We start from the raw sequence: 22810 nt of genomic DNA, 5'->3' as shown, positions 1-22810 counted from the left end.
AGGACGGCGCGATCATGACGTGGCCTTTCTCCCTGTTCGACAACGCCAACTCGGCCAGCCGCAATACTTCCGCCCGGATCAACAAGGAACAGATCGACGCGTTCCGGAGCCTGCTGGAACAGCAGGCCGCGATCCGTCTATTGGTGGGCACCGGGGGCAGCTTCGGCAACCAGTCCGCCACGGTCAATCTGTTGCGGCGCTTGACCGATCCCTTGACCGCGGCGGGGCTGACTTACGCCTACGCCGGCAAGGCCGAAGTCTATTACCAGGGCGGCGAGGACACGCTGGCCAAGCTGTACGAGTTGTTGCCGGAACTGGAGCATCAGCCCAGCGGCAAGCTGAACCAGGCCACGGTGGAGCTGAAGGCTTATCCGCAAGCGCCGCCGGCGGACAAGGCGCTGTTCGGCTTCACCGGAGCGGTGGACGACAGCGCAGGCAACTACGCCACCGGGCTGAACGTCGAGTATTTTCTGCAGTTGCAGCCCTATAACTACAATTACGCGGAAAAAATAGATTTCGTCGGCGCCAGGCGGCCGGCCATTGATTTGCTGCAAGTGCCGGAGCTGAACAATCCCAGTTTCCGACGCCGGGTGTCCTATGTGCCGGAATCCAGCTATGCGGCGCCGGACTGGGCGGATTACGCGGATAATCCGCGCGCGGCGATCCTGCGTTATCTGACCGGCGACGCCTTGCTCAAGCAAGTGCGGCTGGTGGTGTCCTACGCCATCATGCCCAGCGCTCAAAACGTGGTGAACAGCAGCCCGGAAGCCGCTGCGGCGGTTCTGTGCGGGGGCCTGCTTGATTACCAGGACAACGGCGACCACAGGCTGGCCGCGCCGGTGGTGGTGTTGAACCTCAATCGCTTCGGTAGCGCGGAGAGCGAGGCGCCGTTGCAGGCGGTGGCGGGCTTGCTGCGCGGGGACATGACCCGCGACGAGGTGGTGGTGCTGACCGGCACGGACCCGAAAAACGCCAGCCGGCGGCAGGCTGCGCGGCAGGTGCATGAGGCGCGCCGCCGCTATATGGCTTCGCTGAACGCGGTGCAACGTTTCAGCTGGCTCAACTATCCCACTTCGACGGCGGCGGTGGAGGCCGCGGTCAACGCGATTGTCGGCAAACCCAACCAGGTTCTGTTCATCCAGTTGGGGCCGGTGCCGCAGCCCTTGTTCTACTACGCCCTGTTCAAGACCAATACCCTGTCCTTGTTCGAGGGCGCCAACAGCATGATGGCGGCGATCAATATGGGGTGTCCGTTCCTGGCCTTGCCGCGCAAGGGCCTGGGCGTGCAGCCGGCCTTGTACCCCAGCGTCAACCGAGGCCTGTTCAGCGCCTCGCCGCCGATCAACGAGCTGGCGGCCGCCGCCAACCAGCTCAATTTCTCGCTGGACAGCTGGCCCACCGGCAACCAGAGCGGCAACCCCTGCCGGCAACTCGGCGCCTTCATCCAAAGCCTGTGCGCCCAGACCGCGACGGACGATCCGATTCCGCGTTATTTCCGCGAGCTGAAGGCGTTCTACGCCACGTCCAGCGCAGACAAGCTCAATGTCGCCGTCGCCTATCTGATGAACATTTACCAGGCCGAGCACGCCTTGCAAGCCGCGGCCGCGCGGCGGGCGCGTCGCGCCGATGGCGAGGAGGGCGGCGACGAACCGGCCGAGAATCCGCTGAACGCGCTTTATCTGGAGCTTAAGGAAAAGCTGGGCGAGGACGGCGAGATCCAGCCGCCCAAGCGGCTGGACTTGGTGCCGGGCATCCTGGCTGGCGGCAATATCAACGAGGCGGTGCTGGCCCTGTTGCAGGGCTTCAGCGCCAGCCTGTGGCTGGAGGTGTCCCAGTTCAAGCACGAGGGCGAGGAAGACGACATCGCCTCCATCCGCTTGGAGGGCATGACCGGCGTCTTCGCCAGCCTGCAGATCAGCAACCGCATCGCGGTGATCTTCGACGCGCCGGAGCAGCAGCTGCGGATGAATCTGGAACTGTCCGCCGAAGGCACTTGGTCCTTGCCCGGCGTGCCGTGGATACAGATGAGCGGCTCCTTCCTGCGCCTGTCCAGCTCCGACGGCCAGATCCCGGTCACCGCCGCGCTGGGCGGCCGCTACCAGCCGCTGGGCGCGGAGCTGCAATTGCTGGCGCCGTCGGCCGGCGAACAGGCCTTGCTCACCGTCAAGTTCGACGCGCCGTATCCCAGCATAGACCGCGCCTTCCAGATGGCGGCGACGGTCAACCTGGTGGCGGTGCTGCCGCCGCCGCTGAACGTGCTGGCCGATCTCGGCCTCAGTCAGCTGGACCTGTACTACCTCAGCAAGGAGGAGGACGCGTCCGCGCTTGGCTTCATCATCCGCGCCAACAGCGCCAAGCCGGTGCCGCTGGTCGGCAAAGTGGCCTTGAGCGACATCGAGGCCCAGGTGGCGTTGGTGGACCCGGTCAACACGCGCCAGGTGCGCGCCAGCGCCAACGGCAATTTCATCATTGGCAGCGGCGAAGAGGCCGGCGTGGTGGCGGTGGGCGTGCAATATCCGGACTGGCAGTTCCGCGGCACGCTGGAGTCCGGCGTGATCCGCATGGAGGACCTGCTGTCGCTGTTCCTGCCCGGCGTTGATCTGACCTTGCCGTCGTTGCCGGTGATAGACAGCTTCGTGTTCAACTACGCCCAGGCCGCCGACAATCTGCAAGTGTCGCTGAACCTTGTGTTCCAGCCGGCCTGGACTTTCGAGTTTTTCGGCAAGCCGCTGTTCGAGCTGGACAACGTCGGCTTCTCGGTCAGCCGCGCCAAGCTGGAAAACCAGGGCAATATCACCGCCAACACCACCTTGCTGCCGGACATGGCTCATCCCTTGGTGGTGGGCATAGGCGCGAGCTACGCCGGCGGCGGAGATTGGGCATTTTCCATCCAGCAGCAGGACGACACCGTTTTCAGCATTAATGAATTGCTTGAACAGTATCTGGGCCGGGATTGGCGCACCGTTTTGTCGTTCCCGGACGTGAGCAAGCTGACGCTGCAACTGGACTGGGGTAAGCAGAAAGCCACTTCCTTTGAATTCAGCGCCGCCACCGCAAGCGTCTGGGTGCCGATTTCCGCCTTGCCCGACGTCAGCGTCACCGGCCGGCTGAAGCTGGGCTATCTGGGCAAGAAGGCCGCCGAGCGGCTGGGGCTGGCTCCGCTGAACACCGAGGGCGACGATCCGCCGCAGGTGCCGGGCACCTATGGCGAGATCGGCGCCGACCTGACCCTGTGGAACATCAAGCTGGGGGTCAGTTATAACTTCGCTCCCGGCAAACAGGAATTGAGCTTGCGCTGGCTGACCCTGCTCGCCACCGTGACGACCGACAAACAGGGCGACACCGTCGCCACCTTCAAACTGGACAACAAGTCCATTGGCGAAATGGTGGAGACCTTCGTGTCTTGGGCCACCGGCGCCGAGTTCGGCCTGGCCGCGCCCTGGAACGTGCTCAACTCCTTCAGCCTGAGCGGCCTTGAGCTGGTGTACAACTTCAGCAAGAAACAGGTGGGCTTCAATATCGGCATCGGCCCGGTGGATTTCGGCTTCTTCACGCTCAAGGGCGTGGCACTGAAATACGATCCGCAGGTCAAGGACGCCAAGGTGGAAATCACCGTGCAGGGCAGTTTCGTCTGGCAGTCCGGCGACGCGCTCAGCTGGGACCCCTCCAAGCCGGAAACCACGCCGGCGCCTCCGGGCGGCGGCAACAAGTATCTGGACCTGCGTCTGCTGGCGCTGGGGCAGCACGTCACCGTGCCGGGCCTGGTGGAGGAGACCTCGGTGCAAGGCGTGATCGCCAAGCTGCGCAGCCTGGAAGTGCCTAACCCGCCGGAGGTGCCGGTGGGCGGCAAAGGGCAGCCGGTGTTCGCTCCCGACAACTCCTGGTTCATCGCCTTCGACTTCGGCGTGTTGAAAACCCAGAAAGACAAGGAAGCGCCGGCGGCCAAGGGCAGCCAGCAGTTGATCACCGCCCGCGAGGCGGCCGCGGCCGACGAGGAGGCCGACGAATACCTGCTGCAGCTGTCCATGGTGTTCAACGACCCCACGCTGTACGCGCTGCGCGTGGCGCTGGCCGGGCCGATGGCCAAGATTTTCGCCGGCCTGGATTTCCAGATACTTTATCGCCAGGTATCGGAAACCGTGGGTTGCTATTCCGCCAATATCGCCTTGCCCAATCTGATGCGCAAATTCCAGATCGGGGTGGCCACGATCACCCTGCCGGAGTTTGGCATCAATCTGTACACCAACGGCGATTTCCAGGTGGACATCGGTTTTCCGTGGCGGCAGGACTTCGCCCGTTCCTTCACCATAGAGCTGATCGTGGCGCCGGGCATCCCGGTGCTGGGTTCGGCCGGCTTTTATTTCGGCAAGCTCAGCAGCGCCACCACCAATCTGGTGCCGGTGTCGGAACGGGGGTGGTTCAATCCGGTGCTGGTGTTCGGCTTCGGCGCTCAGCTTGGTCTGGGCAAATCCATAGAGCTGGGGATTTTGCGCGCCGGGTTCAGCCTGACGGTGTTCGGTGTGATCGAAGGCGTGCTGGCGCGCTGGCTGCCTTACCGCGAGGCCACGCCCAGCCAGGGCCGCGACCAATTGCAGGACGGCTATTATTTCTCGCTGATCGGCACCGCCGGGGTGCAGGGCCGCTTGTACGGCAGCATAGACTTCGCCATCATCCGCGCCGACGTCAATATCGCCATCAAGATCTACGTGCGGCTCAGCTACATCGCCTATCAGGACATCCCCATCAGCGCCAACGCCTCGGTGGAGGTCAGCGTAGACGTCAAGATCAATCTGGGCCTGTTCACCATCACCATAGGCCTGTCGTTCTCGGCCTCGGTGCAAGCCACGTTTGTGCTGAAAAACCCGGCCGGCAACAATCCGCCCTGGGGCCGCACCTTGCCTGGCAACGGCATGCGGACGCTGGCCTTGGCCGGCGGTTTGTCCGCGCGCCACGCGGCGGCTGAACTGGAAGCGCGTCGGCTGCGCCGCGCGCTGGGGCAGAGCGGCGGAGCCGGCCCGCGGCTGGCCGCCAACGCCGCCGGCTATCAGCCGGCCTGGGGCAATCTGCAAGCGGGGCAGCTCTTGCAACTGACGGGTTGGACCGTGCCGGTACTGACCGTGGCCGGCGATCAGGCCAAGACCGCGGCCGAGCAATTGCCATGCTATGTGGCGGCTTTCTTCCTCGCCACGCCGGAACCGGTCAAGGCCGGCGGCGCCTTGGCGGCGGCCCGCAACGGCGGGTCCGAGCAAGGCCGGCTGGCGCATGCCGCGCTGGCGCGCGCGCGCCAGCGCCCGGCGCTGAACGCCAGGTTGGCCGCCAATGGCGGCGAGGACGGCTTTGAAGACCTGGCCGTGAGGGTGCTGCAATGGGTATTGGCCGCCGGCATGAGCGGCGCGATGAGCCCGGACCAGCTCAACCAGCAAGTGGTCAGCGCCGACTTCCTAAACCAGGCGCTGCAGTACTTTTCCAATCCGGATCAACCGCTGCCGATTCCGGCCGATCAGGTGGAGGCCTTCTTGGCGCGGCAGGCGACGATCTGCTTCGCCGCTTCGGCGGCGGCCAACGCCCACGGCGTGTTCTTCCCGGCGCCTCCCGGCGTGCGCCTGAATGTGCCGAGTTACGCCGGCGCATCCGGCTACGATTACGTGTTCGGCCAATACAACAGCAGCCAGACCGACTACCTGCTGTTGCTGCGCCAGTATTTCCAGCAACTGCAGGTACAGGTGGAAGGCGGCGGCGCGCCGACGGCCGCGGCCCTCCGGATGCAGTCCGGCACCGGCGCCTCCATCGCCAGCTACATCTTCGGCGATTACTTCTGCCTGCTGGCGCGACAGGCCTTGCAAGCGCTGCGCGATGGACTGGGCAACTTCAAGCTGGTGATTCAGCCGGCGCAGACGGTGGCCGAGATCGTCGACTGGGTCAACGCCACCGGCCAACTGTCCGGCGACGACGCTTTCAGCGCCGGACAATTGTTCGTCGCCAACCAAGAGCATCCGCTGGCGGCGGGGGCCCGGCCGTTGACGGTGGAGGGCATGCGCTGGCAAACGCCGGGCGGCCTCAGCTTCGAACAAGTAGCCGCGCAGTCCTTGTTTGGCGGCGGCTTCAACGGCGAGCAACTGGCGCGGGCCAACGCCGACGAGGCGCGCATCCTGGCCGCCAATCAACGCATCGTGTTGGGCGATAAGGTCTACCTGACCCAGGACGGCGATTCGCTGACCGGCATTGCCGCCGGGCTGGGCGTATCGCTGGACGCGCTACTGCAAGGCAGCGACGTGCTGCGGCGCGCGGACCTGTTGTCGTCGCTGGCGATACTGGCGTTGCCGGCCTTCTCGCAGCCGGTGGCCGCTGGAGACACTCTGGCCGGCATTTCCGCGCGCTTGGGCGTGAGCCTGGATCTGCTGGCCGGCGCCAACGGCGCGGCCGCCGGTTTGTTCGATCATGACAGCGATCCCAATCTGAACATCCCGGAACTGGCGCAGTTCCAGGTGGGCGAGTTGATCGACGAAGCGCTGCGCACGCTGGCGTTCCAGAACCTGGGCGCGATGGCTTCGCGTTACTACCTCAACGGTTTGCGGCTGCCCACCGCCGGCCTGACGGCGAAATCGCCCGGCCTGTTCGTCAAGCCCAACGGTCAGGGCGGCTACGACTACCCGGCGCAGCTGGGTCTGTTCGCGTTGACTGGGCAGGCCTTCCCGCTGCCCGCGCTGCAAGACCCGGCGCAGGGGGCGAAGTTCAGCTTCACGCTGAGCCGAGGCGCCGCCGAAACCTGGCTCAGCCTGGGCGCGCCGGGCAGCGCCAGCGCCAGTTTCGAAGTGAGCCAGGACGATTACCTGCGCTATGTGAAAGTGCGCGCCACCGCCACCGGGCAGCCTTTGCGCACGGATACGCGGGCGATCCGGCCATTGCTGGACGCCGAGGCCCAGGCCTCGCGCTTCCCGCTGTCCAGCTCCCAGCCCTGGCAGTGCGCGGCGCCGGTGGCGCTGCCGCGCCAGGCCCGCGCGCCGGAGGTGGCCGAACCGCGTTTGTGGAGCCTGCCGGACTCGCTGATCAACACCCCGCTGGAGCAAGGCGTGTTGCCGCGTTTCGCGCCGCAGCTGGCGCGCACCGACGCCGCCACCGGCAGCGTCAGCGAGCAGCCCTTGCTCAATTACGGCTTTGGCATGCTGATCCCCTTCGGCGTGCGTCGCACTCAGCCGCTGACGAACAATCCCAGCAGCCAGCGGCTGTATGAAATCATCGGCGCGCCGGACAAGGAAATCGTGTTGCTGGAGCGCGTGCTCAGCCAATTGCAGGGGCCGAGCGCGGGCTTGAGCCAACTGCTGGTGCTGTACCGGCCTGCCGCCACCGGCAGCGAGGTGGCCGGTTGGCAGATGGAAAACCCGGCCGCCAGCCTGGCCGGCATCGCCAAGGTCAATCTGTCCACCGAGACCCGTCCTCCGGCGCAGAACGGCTTGCGCGCGCTGGCGCTCACCGAGAACGCCTTCCCCAATCTGATCGGCGCGCCGGACGATTTTCTGCGGCTGTTGTGGGAAGCCAGTATCACCCGTCAGGGGGGCTTTTTCCTCAGCTACAGCCAGGGTTTGCAAGCCGGCGGCACGCTGTCCGGTTTGCCGGACCATGTGTTCAACGACAGCGGCGAAGCCGAACTGGCGGTGCTGGCGCTGTTTGCCGCGGACGAGGGCGAAGGGCAGGCGGTGGGCAACTGGATGAACGTGCTGGCCACCAATGAGTCCTTCGACGCCAGCGCCGCGGCGCTGGTGGCGACCGCGGTGCTGCGGCGGGAACAGACCGCGCCGTTGGCTGACGCGGCCACGCTGGACGGCGTCGCCGCCGGCTATTACAGCCGGGTCGATAGTCTGGCCCGGCTTAACGCCGGGCGGCCGTTGCGCGACGGCGCCGTGTTGCGCGTGCATGGCGGCGTTTATCAAGTCGCGCCGACTGGCGCGGCCCCGGGCGGGGACCTGGCGCGCATCGCCGAGCATTTCTTCACCACCGAAGACGCGATCAAGCAGGCCAACCCGTATCGCGCCAGCTGGAGCGGCCCGTTGGTCAGCTATACCGCTTTGCGTCTGCCCGAGGTCGATGTGACCGTGGGCCGGCGCTACGCCAACGGCGCTGTGTTCTCCACGCTGGACGATGTCTCGGCCTATTTCCAGGCGCCCTTGGCCGGCTTGGCCGCAGCCAATGCGCGCACGCCCGGCCTGTTCCCGGCCCAAACCGCGCTTGAGGTCGAGTTGGGGCCGTTCGATGTGTCGGCCACTACTCAGGCCGGCGTGGCCGGCATCGAACTGGAGCGCAAGGCCGCGCCGCCGGTGCCGGACAGGGCCGACGGCGCCGATTGGGGCTGGATCTATCTGGCCAATCTGTTCAATTTGCTCGGCTACCGCAACAGCCTGACCGACGATTTCAAAGAGAGCAATTTCGGCGTGGCCACCGGTCCGGGCAATATCGACGGCAACGGCCCTGCCGACAAAGTGCGCGCGCCGCGCGCCGCGAACGAGGACGAACCGTGGCGTTATGTCCGCACCGTGCCGTATCCCGGTTTGTACCGGCATCCGCCGGTGCAGCGCCAGGCCTCGCCTGCGGTGAGCGGCAGCCCCTACCTGGGCGTGGGCGGTCTGTTGCAAATCGAACTGGCCTGGCTGGATTTGTTTGGCAACCGCATCCTCAGCGACCTGGACGCGCCGCCGGCCGAGGCGCGCGTATACAACTTCCCGCCGCAGCTGACCGGCTATACCGACAGCGTGTTGGGCATCGGTCAATGGCCGTCTGTGGCCAACGACTACCTGTTCGCCACCTTGCAAGACGGCAAGGCGGGGCTCAAGGTGTCGCTGGCCTTTGACCAGCAGCCCTATTTGGACGCGGCCAAGGCGCTGGACGCCGGCGGTCGGCAGCGCATCGAACAGGCCATCGCCATCTACGCCAAGGTCTTGTATCAGTTGCAAGACCCCAACGGCCTCGGCATCGAGCTGAGCAGCAGCGTCTGCCCGGAGGCCGCGTTGTTGGAGCCCTCGCAGCAGGCTGCGCTGGTCAATTGGGCGGTGGACATCTACGCCTGGCTCAACAGCTTGCTGCCCAACAGCAGCGGCAGCCACCAAGAGCGAGCCGCCGGCTTCCAGCCGCTGTTGGAGTTGAGCGCGCCGCTGCAGTCCGGGCAGATCAACGACGACCAGATCTTCCGCTTGGACGCCAGCCTGACCTTGAGCCGCAAACCACAGTTGGTCAGCGGCGCGCTGGCGGCGGTGTCCGGCGTGGCCGAGGCGGGCACGCTGTTGTCGCCGTCCACCGGCCCGCTGCAAGGCGACCAGGCCGCGGCGAGCGCCCAGCGCGATCTCAAGCAGTTTGCTGCCCGCTTCGAGCAAGCGCTGTCCACTCCGCAGGGGCCGCGTTACCAAGTGGCCACCGGCAGCGATCGCAACGCCTTCACCGGCGGCTCCGGCATGACCTTGTGGGCGGTGCAGTTGGGACGGGACGCCGCGCAGGGCATCTCCTACCGTCTGCTCAATCCGGGCCAACCCAAGCAGTTCGCGCCCAGGCCGGTATCCAATCAATTGGCGTCCAAGCTGGACGCGGCCATCATTCCCTACCGCACGGGCAAGGTGATCAGCCTGCAGGACCCGGCCGAGCCGCGCGCTTTCACCGACGTGGATCTGGATCAATGGCTGCAATCCTCGTTGGCGCGCATTGACCAATTGCTGTCGCCGGCCTATGTCGCGCCGGCGCAGATCTTGCGCAGCCTGACCGGCAACAACGCGATGCAGGGACTGCTGGACGCGAAAGAAGCGCTGGCCCAAGCCTTGAAGAGCGCGATGATTCCGGTGTTCCGCGACGAGAGCGCGGACCAGAGGGAACTGGACGCGATTCGCGAAGCCTTCTTCCAGAGGATGCTGGGCACGCTGAGCGAGTTCTACGCGGTGCGCGCCGGTCTGCAGTTCCAGGCGGAGGTCAATGCCGCGATCCAACCCTCGGGCGCGGAACTGACGCCGCGGCTATACGGCAATATTGCGAGCCAGCCGGGCGGCAGCGGCATCATGGGCCGCGGCAACCTGTCTCTGACCGCGCCCAAGTTGGGATTGAAGCTGGCCGGCGACGGCGGCGGCAATACTCGCCTGCTGAGCTTCCTGCTCTCCAGTGCGGGTCTGGAGGCCAAGAAAGTGGACCTGGACCTGGTGTTCGAAGGACAGAACATTGAACACCAGATCGGCGCGCTGGCCGGCATCCGCGGCTACCAGCCGTCGTCCTGGCTCAGTTTCGTGGCGGACACCGCCGGCGAGAGCTGGCCGCTGCGCCAGGCGTTGGGCGCTTTCAGCACGCCCATCGTGCTGCGCGCCTTCCCGGAAACGCCGGCTCTGACCCTGCAGGAGGCGGCGGCCAATGCCGAAATCGCTTGCCCGTGCCGTCTGCCTGCGGATGAAGTCGTGGCGGCGCGGCTTACGACCGCCGGCGACCCGGCTTGCAGCCGGCCCGGCGACTACAATCCGCTGGCCGCGCTGAGTCGTTGGAATTATCGGCTGCGCTATGCGCTGCAACGCCATTTCGAGCAAGACGCGATCAACGGCCAGGTTGATTTCAATCTGGGCGGACAATCCGGTTTGAGGGCGATGGCGCTCAGCCGGGATCTGTTCGACAACCTGGCGGAAATGACCCAGGTCTTTCCCAAGGTGGTGGAGGATCTGAACCGCTTCTTGCTGCCGCTGGACATCAACAGCAAGGACCCGGCTCAGATCCAGAACGCCGAGGCGGCGCTGCTGTCCGCCGGCGAGATGGTGCAGTGGCTGGCGGACAGCGCTGGCGGCGGGGGCTTGTTGCAAGCGAACAGCCGGCTGCTGGCGCAGGCGGAACCGATACGCTTCGTCATTGAGGAGGACGCGGTGGAGCGCGTCAACCCGGATGGAGGCAAGGTGAGCGCGTTGCGAGTGACGCTGACGCTGGCGCAGGCGCTGCCCGAGCGCGCCGGCCAACCTTTCGTGCAGGTGGAGCCGGAGCGATACGAGTGCGAGCCGGAGGAGGGAGAAGGCCTGAGCCGTTCCTTTACTTATCTTGATCGGAGCACCGGCGCCTATCTGGCCGCGTCCGAAGGCAAGGGCATCGCCGCGCGCATGGTGGTATTGCCGGACCTGGATATCCTGGAGCGCCAGGACGCCAACGCTCAGGTCTTCCTGCGGCGCAACGAGGAGTTGGTGCCGGGCAAGCCGACGGCGGAGCCGTTCGTCTATCAGACGCCTACGGTGTCCTTGTCCGCGCCGCTGCGTCCCACCGTGGATTCGGATCAGCCGGTGAACATGGCTGTCATCTACGCCCAGGGCGCGGACCAGCCGGTGAGCCGGTCGCTGGAGTGCCAGCTTGGCTTGTTCTATCAGGCTTTGTTCGGCCATGCCGGCAGCGACAGCGCCATTCTCAGCCTGACGGTGTATTACGAGTACCGGCTGAACGATGCGTTGAGCAAGGTGCGCTTGCCGGTCTACCTGATGCCGCCTACCGAGGTGGCCTTGCAAGAGGGCGGCGGCGGTCTGCCGCTGGCTGAGGTCGTCGTCCAGCAAGTCCGGGGCTGCGTGGACTGGTTCGCCGCGCACGAACCGGAGCAAAAAGGCGGCAGCTTGTGGTTCGACCTGACCGTCAGCTCCAATTTGACTGAACAAGCCCAGCCCTTGTTGCGCTTGCGCAATGTGTTCCTGGAACTCACCAGAATCGAGCCGCCCATGGTTTGATCAACTGCCCAGGCTCCGCCGCGCGCCGGAGGGCGGCCTCCCTCTGGCGCAAGACCCGCTCCCTCGCCGCCGCGAGGGAGCGTAACGGTTATTTGCTTAGACATAAGGATTCCGTCTTTGCTGATAGCCAATCGGTATAATGACCGTTCCCCGTTGGAGAACGCGTCGTGTACAAGCATCTGGAAGATTTCGTCGGCCACACCCCGCTGGTCAGACTCAAGCGCCTGCCCGGCGTCACCAGCAACACCGTGCTGGTCAAGCTGGAAGGCAACAACCCGGCGGGCTCGGTCAAGGACCGGCCGGCCCTATCCATGATCCGTCGCGCCGAAGAACGCGGCGAGATCAAGCCGGGCGATACCCTGATCGAACCCACCAGCGGGAATACCGGCATTGCGCTGGCGATGGCGGCGGCGATGATGGGGTACAAGATGATCCTCATCATGCCGGAGAACTCCAGCGCCGAGCGGGTGCAGGCGATGCGCGCCTACGGCGCGGAAGTGGTCCTGACGCCCAAGGAGGCGTCGATGCCCGGTTCCATCGACCTGGCGCGCAAGATGGAAGCCGCCGGCCAGGGCCGCATCCTGGACCAGTTCTCCAACCCGGACAATCCGCTGGCCCATTATGAAAGCACCGGGCCGGAAATCTGGCAGGACACCCGGGGCGGCATCACCCATTTCGTGTCCAGCATGGGCACCACCGGCACCATCATGGGCACCGGCCGCTATCTGAAGCGGCAAAATCCGGCGATCCAGATCGTGGGCGTGCATCCGGAACCAGGCAGTCAGATTGCCGGCATCCGTAAATGGGAAGACCCCTATGTGCCCAAGATCTGCGATTTCTCGCAGCTGGACGATTTGCAGCATGTCAGCCAGCAGGAGGCGGAGGATATGGCGCGGCTGCTGGCGCGCGAGGAGGGCATTCTGGCCGGGCCTTCGTCCGGCGGCGCGCTGGCGGTGGCGCTGCGCCTGTCGAGCCAGCTGGAAAACGCGATCATCGTCTCCATCGTCTGCGACCGCGGCGATCGTTATCTGTCCACCGGCCTGTTCGGCTGAGAACCCGTTCAAAGTCCGCTGGGCGTCGGCAGGCGCCCAGGACGGACGGCGCGCCGGAACGCCGTGTTCGCGTTTTGGCGCTGGCGCCCGGCGCCGCATGTCTTTAGCATCTGAGATCCTATGTTCCCGTCTCGGAGGCCCTTATGCTGCTGCATGTCGATTCCCGTTTCCTCAGCCCCTACGCTTTGTCCGCCTTCGTCGCCTTGAAAGAAAAAGGGCTGACCTTCGAACTGGAGACCTTGAGCCTTGCCGCGCAAGCCAATCTGGCCCCGGCTTATCAACGTCAATCGCTGACCGCCCGCGTGCCCATGCTGGAGGACGGCGAGTTTCAACTCAGCGAATCCTCTGCCATCGCCGAGTATCTTGAAGATGCTTACCCCGAGCGTCCCCGGCTTTATCCGCGGGACCTGCGTCAACGCGCCCGCGCGCGCCAATTGCAAGCGTGGCTGCGCAGCGACCTGATGGCCTTGCGGGAAGACCGCAACACGGAAGTGGTGTTCCTGCGCCCGGCGGCCGGCACCTTGGCGCCGGAAGCGCGCCAGGCGGCGAACAAGCTGATCGCCGCAGTCGAGTCATTGCTGCCGGCCGATGGCGGCGATTTGTTTGGCGCCTGGTGTCTGGCCGATACCGATCTCGCGCTGATGCTGAAACGGCTGCAATACGACGATGTGCTGCCGCCGCGCTTGGCCGCCTACGCCGAGCGCCAATGGCAGCGGCCGGCGGTGCAGGACTGGCTGGCGCTGGGACGGCGGGCGGCGTCGGCGTAAAAGGTGGAGCGCGCCCGGCCGGGTGCGCCGCGCACCGGCCAGGCCCCGCCGCCTCAACGATGCACGTCGTGGGTGACGAAGGGCCGGTCCGGCGACGGCATCTCCAGCCAGTCCGGATGGCTCAGCGTGCGGCAGATGTCCTGATAGCCGCTGGTCCAGTGCGCGCGCATGGTCTGGGCGCCGAACTGATAGTCCTTGTGGTGGTCCTCGTACTCCTTGTCCTGATAGATCAGGTGGATCACTTTCAACAGCCGGCCGCAGGCCAGCTCGCGGGCGTGGCGGTAGGCGGGGTGCTCGCGCTGCGCCTCCGGCACCAGCTCCATCAGCTGCCGCAGCAGGCCGCGGTAGTTCTGCTCCCGTTTCATCGAGTCGGTGATCTGCCGGGTGCGGCTGGAGTACTGGATGTCCTTCTGCCGCATGGCGATCGCCTTCATGTCCGTGGGCGGCTTTCCCTTGGCGCTCCACAGGTCCACCTGGAACACCAAGGAGTTCTTGCGGGGTTCGGTGCTCAGTATCTGCTTCAGCGGCGTATTGGACACCAGGCCGCCGTCCCAGTAGTACTCGCCGTCTATCTCCACCGCCGGGAAACCGGGAGGCAGCGCGCCGGAGGCCATGAAATGTTCGGGGCGCAGACGTTGACGGGTGTTGTCGAAATAGACGAAGTTGCCGCTGCGTAGATTGACCGCGCCCACCGATACCCGCATCTGATCGCTGTCGTTGATGCGGTCGAAGTCGGCGAAGCGCTCCAGCGTGCTTTTCAGCGGCGCGGTGTCGTAGAAACTGCAGTTGGCGGGAGAGGGCGCGCCGGCCGGCCAGGGAGAGCGCGGCAGGAAGAAACCGTTCTGGCCCTCGGTCAGCGCGCGCCAGGCTTCCCAGCTTGCCATCAGCCCGTTGAGGCTCGCGGGCCAGTGGTGGGTGTCTAGTTGGCTGAACGGGCTGGGCGGCAGAAACGGCGGCCGGCAGATGGTGTCCCAGAAGGCGCGCAGTTGCTCCACCCGCCGTTCCGGCGGATTGCCGGCGATGATGGCGGCGTTGAGCGCGCCTATGGAAATGCCGGCCACCCAGTTAGGATGCAGGTCGGCTTCGGCCAGGCCTTGATAGACGCCGGGCTGGTAGGAGCCCAGCGCGCCGCCGCCCTGAAGCACCAGCGCCAGCACCTGGTAGCGATGGCCGGGCGGCAGGCTGCGGCTTTGGTACAGGCCGCCGGCCTGAGGGCAGGCCGGATTGTGCGGCGGCGTCATTGCATATACCAGCCGTGGCTGACGATGACGGATTGGCCGGTCAGCGCCGCGCTGGGGAAGGCGGCCAGAAACAGCGCGGTCTGGGCCACGTCGTCCACGGTGGTGAACACGCCGTCCACGGTATTGCCCAGCATCACGCGCTTGACCACTTCCTCCTCGCTGATGCCCAGCTCTTTGGCCTGCTCCGGAATCTGTTTCTCCACCAATGGCGTGCGAACGAAGCCGGGGCAGATCACGTGGGCGCGCACATTGTATTCCGCGCCTTCCTTGGCCAGCACCCGGCACAAGCCCAGCAAGGCGTGCTTGGCGGTGACGTAGGCGGATTTGAGCTTGGACGCCTCGTGAGAGTGGACCGACCCCATATAGATCACCGTGCCGCCGCGCTTGTCTTTGTACATATGCGGCAGCGCGGCCTTGGTGGTGAGAAAAGCGCCGTCCACGTGGATGGCCTGCATTTTCTTCCAGTCGGAAAACTTGTAGTCCACCAGCGGGTTGACGATCTGGATGCCGGCGTTGGAAATCAGGATGTCCAGCCCGCCCAGCGCGTCCACCGCCGTTTGGGTGCCGGTGTTGACGGATTCCTCGTTGGTCACGTCCATCGCCACGCCCACCGCCTTGCCGCCGGCGGCCTTGATCTCCTCCGCCGTCGCCTGCGCGGCGGCCAGATTGATGTCGGCGATAGCCACCGCCGCGCCAGCCCGGGCGTAAGTTTCCGCAATGGCTTTGCCTATGCCGCTGGCCGCGCCGGTGATCAAGGCCACTTTGCCGTTCAATTGCATGCTGCTCTCCTTGTTGTGGTGAGTTGTCGCGTGGGGACGAGCCGCGAAGCGGCTCTTAAACGTGTTTACGATCTCGCGAGTCAAGGCGAGAACGGCTGAGAAAGCGAAATGGTCAAGCGGTACATGACCCTTTCTAAGGGGGGTTCAACGCCGTATCGCCGATGCGCAGCAGATCGTAAATAGGTTCTTAGAGCCTGTTCAAAGTCTCGCGAGCAAGGGCGAGACAAGGCGAAAACGAGCGAAAAAGCGGAATGTACACGTGGTACATGAGCATTTTGAGCTTGTTTTTAACGCCGTATCGCCGCAGCGCAGCAGACATTGGACAGGTTCTTAGTTGAGGTAATCGAATTCCACTTCACCCAGGCCCAGGGTCAGGTCGGCGATGATATGGCGCGCTTCCACGATCTCCAGCACCGGCAGTTCCGCCACCGGCGCCAGCGCGTGCGGGAACAGCGCCAGCGCCGCAGGCCCGCTCCAGGCACCGTGCACGGTCACGTCCTTCAGGTAGAAGCGCACCAGTTCGCAAATGCGGGCGCTGCCGTCCACGTGCGGAATGATCTTCAGCAGGAAGTTGGGGGTGTTGACCATGGAGCGCTGCAGCGCGCTGGCGTCCAGCGCCTGGTGCTTATAGCCCATGGTGGCGGTGGCCACCCGAACCGGGCCGTAGTCCAGTTCGCCCACCAGGGTGTCGGTGCGCACTTGCAGCCGAGGGCAGGCCAGCTTCTTGGGAAAGCCCCACAGCTCGCGGCCGCCGGCGATGGGCGGGTGGTCGTTCAGATACATCGCATGGGTGTAGTTGCCGGCCACGCCGCCCAGCAGCACGGGGATCACCTGGCCGCTTTCGGTGTAGTCGCCGAAGCCGGTGGAGTCCGGCATGCGGATGAATTCGAAATTCACCAGGTCCGAGGCCGGCTGCAGCGGCTCCGGCACCACCTCGCGCAGTTTGGCCGGATCGGTGCGGTAGGTGATGATGAAGAATTCGCGGTTGGTGAAGCGGTAGGGGCCGCGGGGGAAAGCGGGGTTGGTCAGCGGCATGGCGAAGGCCTGCTCGCGGATGGCGTCGATGTTCATACGTGCTGCGCTCCCTGAATGGCAAAAGGTCGCACCCGTAGGGGGCGGCCGCTGCTGCGATAGGAGCCCGCCGGGAAAACTCGGCGCGGCGGGCAGGCGTGCATCTGGCGTCGATGGTACAGCTAAAGAGCGCGCTAGCGGTAGCTTGCTGTCATGTCACCTGTTCGTTGGGATGGATGGGCGCGGCCGACCTTCGAACCTGTTCATAGCCCGCCGCGCGCCGCGAGATTGTGACTTCGCAGGCGAGGCCTTTTCTGCCGCAACGCCCGACCTTGCTCGCTAGACTTTCAACAAGCTCGATAGAGCCGCCGTGCTATGCTGTCGCGGTTGCGGCGAATGAAGCCGCGGCCCGCCTCCGTGCCGGCGGAATCGGCACCTGTGTTTTGGATATACCGTATGAGCAAAAGCATCATTTCCGACATGGATGGAGTGATCTATCGGGGCAAGCAACTGATTCCGGGCGCGCGCGATTTCGTCAACCGCCTGACGCAGGCCGGCACGCCTTTTCTGTTCCTGACCAATAACGCGGAACAGACACCGCTGGACCTGAGGCTGAAGCTGGAGAGCCTGGGCATCAACGGGGTGACGGAGGACAACTTCATCACCAGCGCGATGGCCACGGCGATGTTCCTGCGCAGCCAGACGCGCAAAGCGATGCCCACCGCCTACGTGGTGGGAGGCGCCGGTCTGATCAACGAGTTGTACAACGTTGGTTTTTCCATTTCCGAATCCCGCCCGGATTACGTGGTGGTGGCGAAGTCCCAGACCTTCAGCTTCGAGCAGATCAAGAAGGCGGTGCGCTTCATCGACCAGGGCGCCAAATTCATCGGCACCAACCCGGACATGATCGACCCGATAGAGGGCGGCGGTTACGAGCCGGCCGCCGGCACGCTTCTGGCCGCCATCGAGGCCGCCACCGGCAAGAAGCCTTACATCGTGGGCAAGCCCAATTCGCTGATGATGATGCTGGCCACCCGCAAGCTGGGCGTGCATCCCGAAGAGGCGGTGATGATAGGCGACCGCATGGACACCGATATCGTTGGCGGCATCGAAGCCGGCATGGGCACCGCGCTGGTGTTGTCCGGGGTGTCGTCTCGCGAGTCCATGGAACAGTTCCCTTATCAGCCGGACTATGTATTCGAGAGCGTGGCGGAGATTGATCCGCAAGCTTTGTAAAGTTAGGCCGCAGGCGAAAACAGGGCCGTTCCAGCTGGAACGGCCCTGTTGTTTGAGTTCTCCGTTGGGCTCGGCGCCGCGCGCGCTTAGCGTGGTTCTGTCTGCGCTTGGGCGGCGGCTTCCCGCAGCTTGTCCTTCTTGCTCTTGCGCTTGCCCTTGACGCCGCCGTTGTCGGTCGTCGTATTCGAGACCGTGGCGGGGCTGGCGGCGACGGGCTCGAAGCCGGCGATTCGCTCGCGCGGCAGCCGCAAGCGCTGGCGTTTTTCTATCAATTGGAAATGCGCGGCGGAGTCGGCGCTGATGAAGCTGATGGCTTCGCCGCTGGCGCCGGCGCGGCCGGTGCGGCCGATGCGGTGGGTGTAGTCCACCGGCGAGCGCGGCAGGTCGTAGTTGATCACCACCGGCAGGCGGGCGATGTCGATGCCGCGCGCGGCCACGTCGGTGGCCACCAGCACTTGCAGGCGACCGGATTTGAGATCGGCCAGCACTTGGCCGCGTTGTCCCTGGCTGCAGTCCCCATGCAGCGCGGCGGCGCGGATGCCGGCGGTCTGCAGTTTGCCGGCCACCCGGTCGGCGCTGTGCCGGCTGGCCACGAAGACCAGCGCCCGTTCCCAGCCATGGGTTTGCAGCAGATGGCGCAGCAGCATGGTGCGCCGGCCGGCGTCCACTTCGATGGCGCGCTGGCGGATGTCCGGCGCGGCGGTGTCGTCGGGCGCGATGTCGATGCGCTGCGGCTGGTTTAGCAGTCGTTCCGCCAGCGTGCGCACGGCGGGCGGGAAGGTGGCGGAAAACAGCAGGTTCTGCCGGTAGGGGGGCAGCTGCGCCAGCACGCCGGCCAGCTCGTCGGCGAAGCCGAGATCGAGGAGGCGATCGGCCTCGTCCAGCACCAGGGTGTCGACGGAGGAAAGCCGCAGCGCGTTGTGCGCCAGCAGGTCCAGCAGCCGGCCGGGCGTGGCCGCCACGATGTCGGCGCCGCCGCGCAGGGCCATCATTTGCGGATTGATGGAAACGCCGCCGAAGACCACGGCGATCTTGGGCCGGCGCGGCAGGCCCTGGGCCAGTTGGCGCAGGACGTCGCCCACTTGCGCCGCCAGCTCCCGGGTGGGGAGCAGGATCAGCGTTTGCGTCTGGCGCGGCGAGGCTTGGCGGCCCGCCAGCCATTGCTGCAACAGCGGCAGGCAGTAGGCCGCGGTTTTGCCGGAACCGGTTTGCGCGGTGGCCAGCACGTCGTGTCCTTGCAGAATGGCGGGGACGGCGGCGAGCTGAACGGCGGTGGGGGCCGGATAGCCTTGATCGCTTGCGGCCTGGGCCAGGGCGGGCGACAGGCCCAGAGAGGTGAATGGCATGGGTGGCGTTGACGGCGATGGTGCTTGAAGCGGCAGGAGTATCGGCGCTGACCGCGGCCGGGTCAAGCGGGGCGTGGCGTCGCCGCAACGCGCGTGGCGCAGCGGGAAGTTCCGTTTGCGAGTACTATCTGGGCTCGCTATCAAGTTAAAGTCATACGCCCATGCAAACAGAAGTCAAAGAGAAACCCCGCTACGCCCTGGTGGCCTCGGTCCAGTTGCCCGATGTCAGCGATGTCGAGTTCGAGGCCTCGCTCACCGAACTGAGCGAACTGGCCAAGACCCTGGGCTTCCAAGTGGTGCGGACCTTTGTGCAAAAGCGTAACAGCTTCGACCGCACCGCCTATATGGGAGTGGGCAAGCTGGAGGAAATCAGCCAGTTCGTCAACCGCGGCCTTCGCAACGACGAGCTGGAAGACGCGCCGCCGGTGCTGGATGCTAGCACGGTGGAGATCGACGCCTTGCTGGTGGACCACGAAATCTCTCCGTCGCAAGCGCGAAATCTGGAGTTGGCCGTCGGCTGCGAGGTCATGGACCGCACCATGGTCATCCTGGAGATATTCCACCGCAACGCCCGCTCGCGCGCAGCGCGCGCCCAAGTGGAAATCGCCCGTCTCGGCTATATGGCGCCGCGCTTGCGCGAGGCGGCCAAGCTGGCGGGTCCGCAAGGCCGGCAACGCAGCGGCATGGGCGGGCGGGGAGCCGGCGAATCGCATACCGAGCTGGACCGGCGCAAGGTGCGCGACCGCATCGCCGAACTGCAACGCGAAATCGTCGCGATGGAACTGGAACGCAAGACCCAGCGCGCGCGCCGGCTGGAGCGTCAGGGCCAGGGCCTGGGCGGGGTATCCTTGGTGGGTTATACCAACGCCGGCAAGTCCACGCTGATGCGCGCCTTGACCGGCAGCGAAGTGCTGGTGGCCAATAAATTGTTCGCCACGCTGGACACCACGGTGCGCGCCATCTACCCGGAAAGCGTGCCGCGGGTGCTGGTCAGCGATACCGTGGGTTTCATCAAGAACCTGCCTCACGGACTAGTAGCCTCGTTCAAATCCACCTTGGAAGAAGCGCTGGACGCCGCTTTGCTGTTGCATGTGATCGACGCCAGCGATCCGGGTTTCCAGCGTCAGCTGGAGGTCACGGATGAGGTGTTGGCGGAAATCGGCGCCGACGAGGTGCCGCGCATCCGGGTGTTCAACAAGATCGACCATGTCGGCGACGAGGCGGCGCAGGCCGCCTGGACGGACGAACTGAGGCAGCGCTACCCGGACTGCGTGGTGATGAGCGCGCGCCGCCCCGAGGAAGTGGCCGAGTTGCGCTCCCTCATCGTCGCCTTCTTCCAGCGCGATCTGGAGGAGGGCGAGCTGCTGTTGCCGTGGTCGGCGCAGCAGTTGCGCGGCGACATCTACAGCCACTGCCAAGTGCTGGAAGAGCGCGCGGACGAAGAGGGCAGCTGGTTCCGCGTGCGCGGCGAGCCGGAGAAGCTGCGCAGCCTGCGCGAGCAGTTGAACCCAGGCTCGCAGGGCCGGGAAAAGGAATACTGGGAGCTCTGAGGCTGGGCTCCTAAGCGACGGTGAGTCGCGGGCAGGGGGCGCGCCTTGACGGCAGCGCCTAGCGCTTCCGCGTATAATCTGCCCCCTCGTGCCCTCGGCGATTTGTCCGTGGGCGCGTTTCATTCATGGCATTCCGCCGGGACGCAAGTGGTCGCCGGGCTGCTGTTTTCTTGCTTCCTAAAAATTCTGCAACACTGCTATTCCCAATGATCATTCTGAAAAACGTGGCTTTGCGTCGCGGCACCAAAGTTTTGCTGGACGGCGCGACCGTCAATATCAACCCCGGTGAAAAGGTGGGCCTGGTAGGGCGCAACGGCGCGGGCAAGTCTTCTCTGTTCGCGGTATTGAACGGCAGCCTGCACGAAGACAGCGGCGATTTCTCCATCCCCAGCCAGTGGCGGATGGCGCAGGTGGCGCAGGACATGCCGGGAACCTCGCAGACCGCCACCGAGTTCGTGGTGGAGGGCGATACCGCGCTGCTGGCGGCACGGCGCGAAGTGGCCGAAGCCGAGGCGGGCGAAGACTACATGCGCATGGCGCATGCCTACACCGCGCTTAACGACGCCGGCGAGCACGACGCTCCCGCGCGGGCGCAGGCGCTGATTCTGGGCCTGGGCTTTAGCGTGGCCGAACTGCAGCGGCCGGTGAACAGTTTTTCCGGCGGCTGGCGCATGCGCTTGCAACTGGCGCGCGCGCTGATGTGCCCGTCCGACCTGTTGCTGCTGGACGAACCCACCAACCACCTCGATTTGGACGCGCTGGTCTGGCTGGAGGCCTGGCTCAAGCAATACGCCGGCACCATGGTGGTGATCAGCCATGATCGTGAATTTCTGGACGCGGTGACCAATGTCACCCTGCACATCGATCACGGCAAGCTGGTGCGTTACGGCGGTAATTACAGCAAGTTCGAGGATATGCGCGCCGAGCAACTGATTCTGCAGCAGGCCGTGCTGGCCAAGCAGCAGGAGAAGATGGCGCATCTGCAGAAATTCATCGACCGCTTCAAGGCCAAGGCCAGCAAGGCCAAACAGGCGCAAAGCCGCGTCAAGGCGTTGGAGCGGATGGAGAAGATCGCGCCGGTGCTGACCGAAGCCGACTTCCAGTTCGAATTCAAGGAGCCCAGCAGCCTGCCCAATCCGATGCTGACCATGTCGCAGGCCTCCTTCGGCTATCCGGCGGCGGAGGGGGCAGCGGAAGGCGCGCCGCCCACGGTGATTGTCAAAGGCGTGAACCGTTCGGTGCTGGCCGGCCAGCGCATCGGCATCTTGGGCGCCAACGGCCAGGGCAAATCCACGCTGGTGAAGACGGTGGCCGAAGCGCTGACGGCTACCGGCGGCGAGATCATTCGCGGCAAGGGCTTGAACATCGGTTACTTTTCGCAGCAGGAGCTGGACGTGCTGCGGCCGGAGGACGATCCGCTACAGCACATGCTGAGATTGGCGCGCGAAACGCCGGCGCAGCTGCGCCCGCCGGCCAACGACTGCCGCGAGCAGGGCCTGCGCAACTTCCTGGGCACCTTCAATTTCAGCGGCGACATGGTCAAGCAGGCGGTGGGCAGCATGAGCGGCGGAGAGAAGGCGCGGCTGGTGCTGTGCATGATAGTCTGGCTGCGTCCCAATCTCTTGCTGCTGGACGAACCGACCAACCATCTGGACCTGGCCACGCGCGAGGCCTTGAGCGTGGCGTTGAACGAGTTCGAGGGATCGGTGATGCTGGTTAGCCACGATCGCGCGCTGCTGCGCGCGGTCTGCGATGAGTTCTGGATGGTGTCGCGTGGCGGCGTCAGCGATTTTGACGGCGATCTGGACGACTATCAGGTCTACCTGTTGGAAGAAGCCAAGCGCCGACGCGAAGAGGCCGCCTGCAAGCGCTAAGAACGTGTTTACGATCTCGCGAGCAAGAGCGAGACAAGGCGAAAACGGCTGAGAAAGCGGAGTGCACACGTAGTACATTGGCATTTTGAAGGCGTGCTCACCGTGTAACGCTTCACGACACGCAGTAGATCGGAAACAGGTTCTAAGCGGCGGTGGCGCAAGGCGCGCCGGCATTTGGAGTTTATAAAAGGCAGTGTCGTCATGGGTTGTGGCGGCGCTGCTTTTTAGATTTAGGGCGGTCGGAGC

General features: G+C 65.2%; 10 protein-coding genes. 6 read left to right on the top strand and 4 right to left on the bottom strand.

The genetic code is table 11. The features are described 5' to 3' along the window. Positions 1-14 precede the first annotated feature (14 nt). From MOV80_RS08195 to yfcF, 3 genes are all read left to right on the top strand, one after another. Positions 15-11708, top strand: a complete 11694-nt coding sequence (locus tag MOV80_RS08195; RefSeq protein WP_249604993.1) for a LysM peptidoglycan-binding domain-containing protein — start codon at positions 15-17, stop codon at positions 11706-11708. 167 nt (positions 11709-11875) lie between these two features. Then, the gene (cysM, locus tag MOV80_RS08190; RefSeq protein WP_081575501.1) at positions 11876-12760 is read left to right on the top strand and encodes a cysteine synthase CysM; all 885 of its coding nucleotides are present in this window, start codon (positions 11876-11878) and stop codon (positions 12758-12760) included. 143 nt (positions 12761-12903) lie between these two features. After that, complete coding sequence (yfcF, locus tag MOV80_RS08185; RefSeq protein ID WP_118268040.1) at positions 12904-13527, top strand: glutathione transferase; 624 nt, start codon at positions 12904-12906, stop codon at positions 13525-13527. 53 nt (positions 13528-13580) lie between these two features. On the opposite strand, the gene MOV80_RS08180 is transcribed toward yfcF, so the two are convergent. From MOV80_RS08180 to MOV80_RS08170, 3 genes are all read right to left on the bottom strand, one after another. Continuing rightward, positions 13581-14768, bottom strand: coding sequence for a patatin-like phospholipase family protein (locus tag MOV80_RS08180; protein ID WP_081575502.1), 1188 nt, complete (start codon positions 14766-14768; stop codon positions 13581-13583). Beyond that, positions 14765-15547, bottom strand: a complete 783-nt coding sequence (locus MOV80_RS08175; RefSeq protein WP_019101700.1) for a 3-hydroxybutyrate dehydrogenase — start codon at positions 15545-15547, stop codon at positions 14765-14767. Before MOV80_RS08175 ends, MOV80_RS08180 begins: the two co-directional genes overlap by 4 nt. A 330-nt stretch (positions 15548-15877) precedes the next feature. Continuing rightward, entirely contained in the window at positions 15878-16618 is a 741-nt protein-coding gene (locus MOV80_RS08170; protein ID WP_019101699.1) for an acetoacetate decarboxylase, read from the bottom strand. Positions 16619-17014: 396 nt separating this feature from the next. Between MOV80_RS08170 and MOV80_RS08165 the strand changes: the two genes are divergently transcribed. Continuing rightward, positions 17015-17794: an HAD-IIA family hydrolase gene (locus tag MOV80_RS08165; protein WP_019101698.1), complete on the top strand. Its 780-nt coding sequence runs from the start codon at positions 17015-17017 to the stop codon at positions 17792-17794. Positions 17795-17880: 86 nt separating this feature from the next. Here the strand turns inward: MOV80_RS08165 and MOV80_RS08160 are convergent, their stop codons facing one another. Next, positions 17881-19140 carry a DEAD/DEAH box helicase gene (locus tag MOV80_RS08160; protein WP_249604992.1) on the bottom strand — a complete coding sequence of 420 codons (1260 nt, stop codon included), beginning with the start codon at positions 19138-19140 and terminating at the stop codon, positions 17881-17883. A gap of 161 nt (positions 19141-19301) precedes the next feature. Here MOV80_RS08160 and hflX point away from each other — a divergent pair, with 161 nt between their 5' ends. Together hflX and MOV80_RS08150 are read left to right on the top strand one after the other, a co-directional pair. After that, a complete protein-coding gene (gene hflX, locus MOV80_RS08155; RefSeq protein WP_019101696.1) occupies positions 19302-20690 on the top strand; it encodes a GTPase HflX in 1389 nt (462 codons plus the stop codon). 206 nt (positions 20691-20896) lie between these two features. Next, on the top strand, positions 20897-22564 hold the full coding sequence (locus MOV80_RS08150; RefSeq protein ID WP_118268039.1) for an ATP-binding cassette domain-containing protein: 1668 nt from the start codon (positions 20897-20899) through the stop codon (positions 22562-22564). Positions 22565-22810: the final 246 nt, after the last annotated feature.

It is taken from the genome of Chromobacterium sp. IRSSSOUMB001 (assembly GCF_023507765.1).
Lineage (GTDB): Bacteria > Pseudomonadota > Gammaproteobacteria > Burkholderiales > Chromobacteriaceae > Chromobacterium > Chromobacterium haemolyticum.
The sequence above is the reverse complement of the archived record's forward strand: the minus strand, read 5'-3'. Positions and strand labels throughout refer to the sequence as shown.

Bases quoted from the DNA above. Each gene is read 5' to 3' on its own strand.
- MOV80_RS08195 (WP_249604993.1), top strand. From the start codon at position 15: ATGACGTGGCCTTTCTCCCTGTTCGACAACGCCAACTCGGCCAGCCGC.
- yfcF (WP_118268040.1), top strand. From the start codon at position 12,904: ATGCTGCTGCATGTCGATTCCCGTTTCCTCAGCCCCTACGCTTTGTCC.
- MOV80_RS08180 (WP_081575502.1), bottom strand. From the start codon at position 14,768: ATGACGCCGCCGCACAATCCGGCCTGCCCTCAGGCCGGCGGCCTGTAC.
- MOV80_RS08175 (WP_019101700.1), bottom strand. From the start codon at position 15,547: ATGCAATTGAACGGCAAAGTGGCCTTGATCACCGGCGCGGCCAGCGGC.
- MOV80_RS08170 (WP_019101699.1), bottom strand. From the start codon at position 16,618: ATGAACATCGACGCCATCCGCGAGCAGGCCTTCGCCATGCCGCTGACC.
- MOV80_RS08165 (WP_019101698.1), top strand. From the start codon at position 17,015: ATGAGCAAAAGCATCATTTCCGACATGGATGGAGTGATCTATCGGGGC.
- MOV80_RS08160 (WP_249604992.1), bottom strand. From the start codon at position 19,140: ATGCCATTCACCTCTCTGGGCCTGTCGCCCGCCCTGGCCCAGGCCGCA.
- hflX (WP_019101696.1), top strand. From the start codon at position 19,302: ATGCAAACAGAAGTCAAAGAGAAACCCCGCTACGCCCTGGTGGCCTCG.
- MOV80_RS08150 (WP_118268039.1), top strand. From the start codon at position 20,897: ATGATCATTCTGAAAAACGTGGCTTTGCGTCGCGGCACCAAAGTTTTG.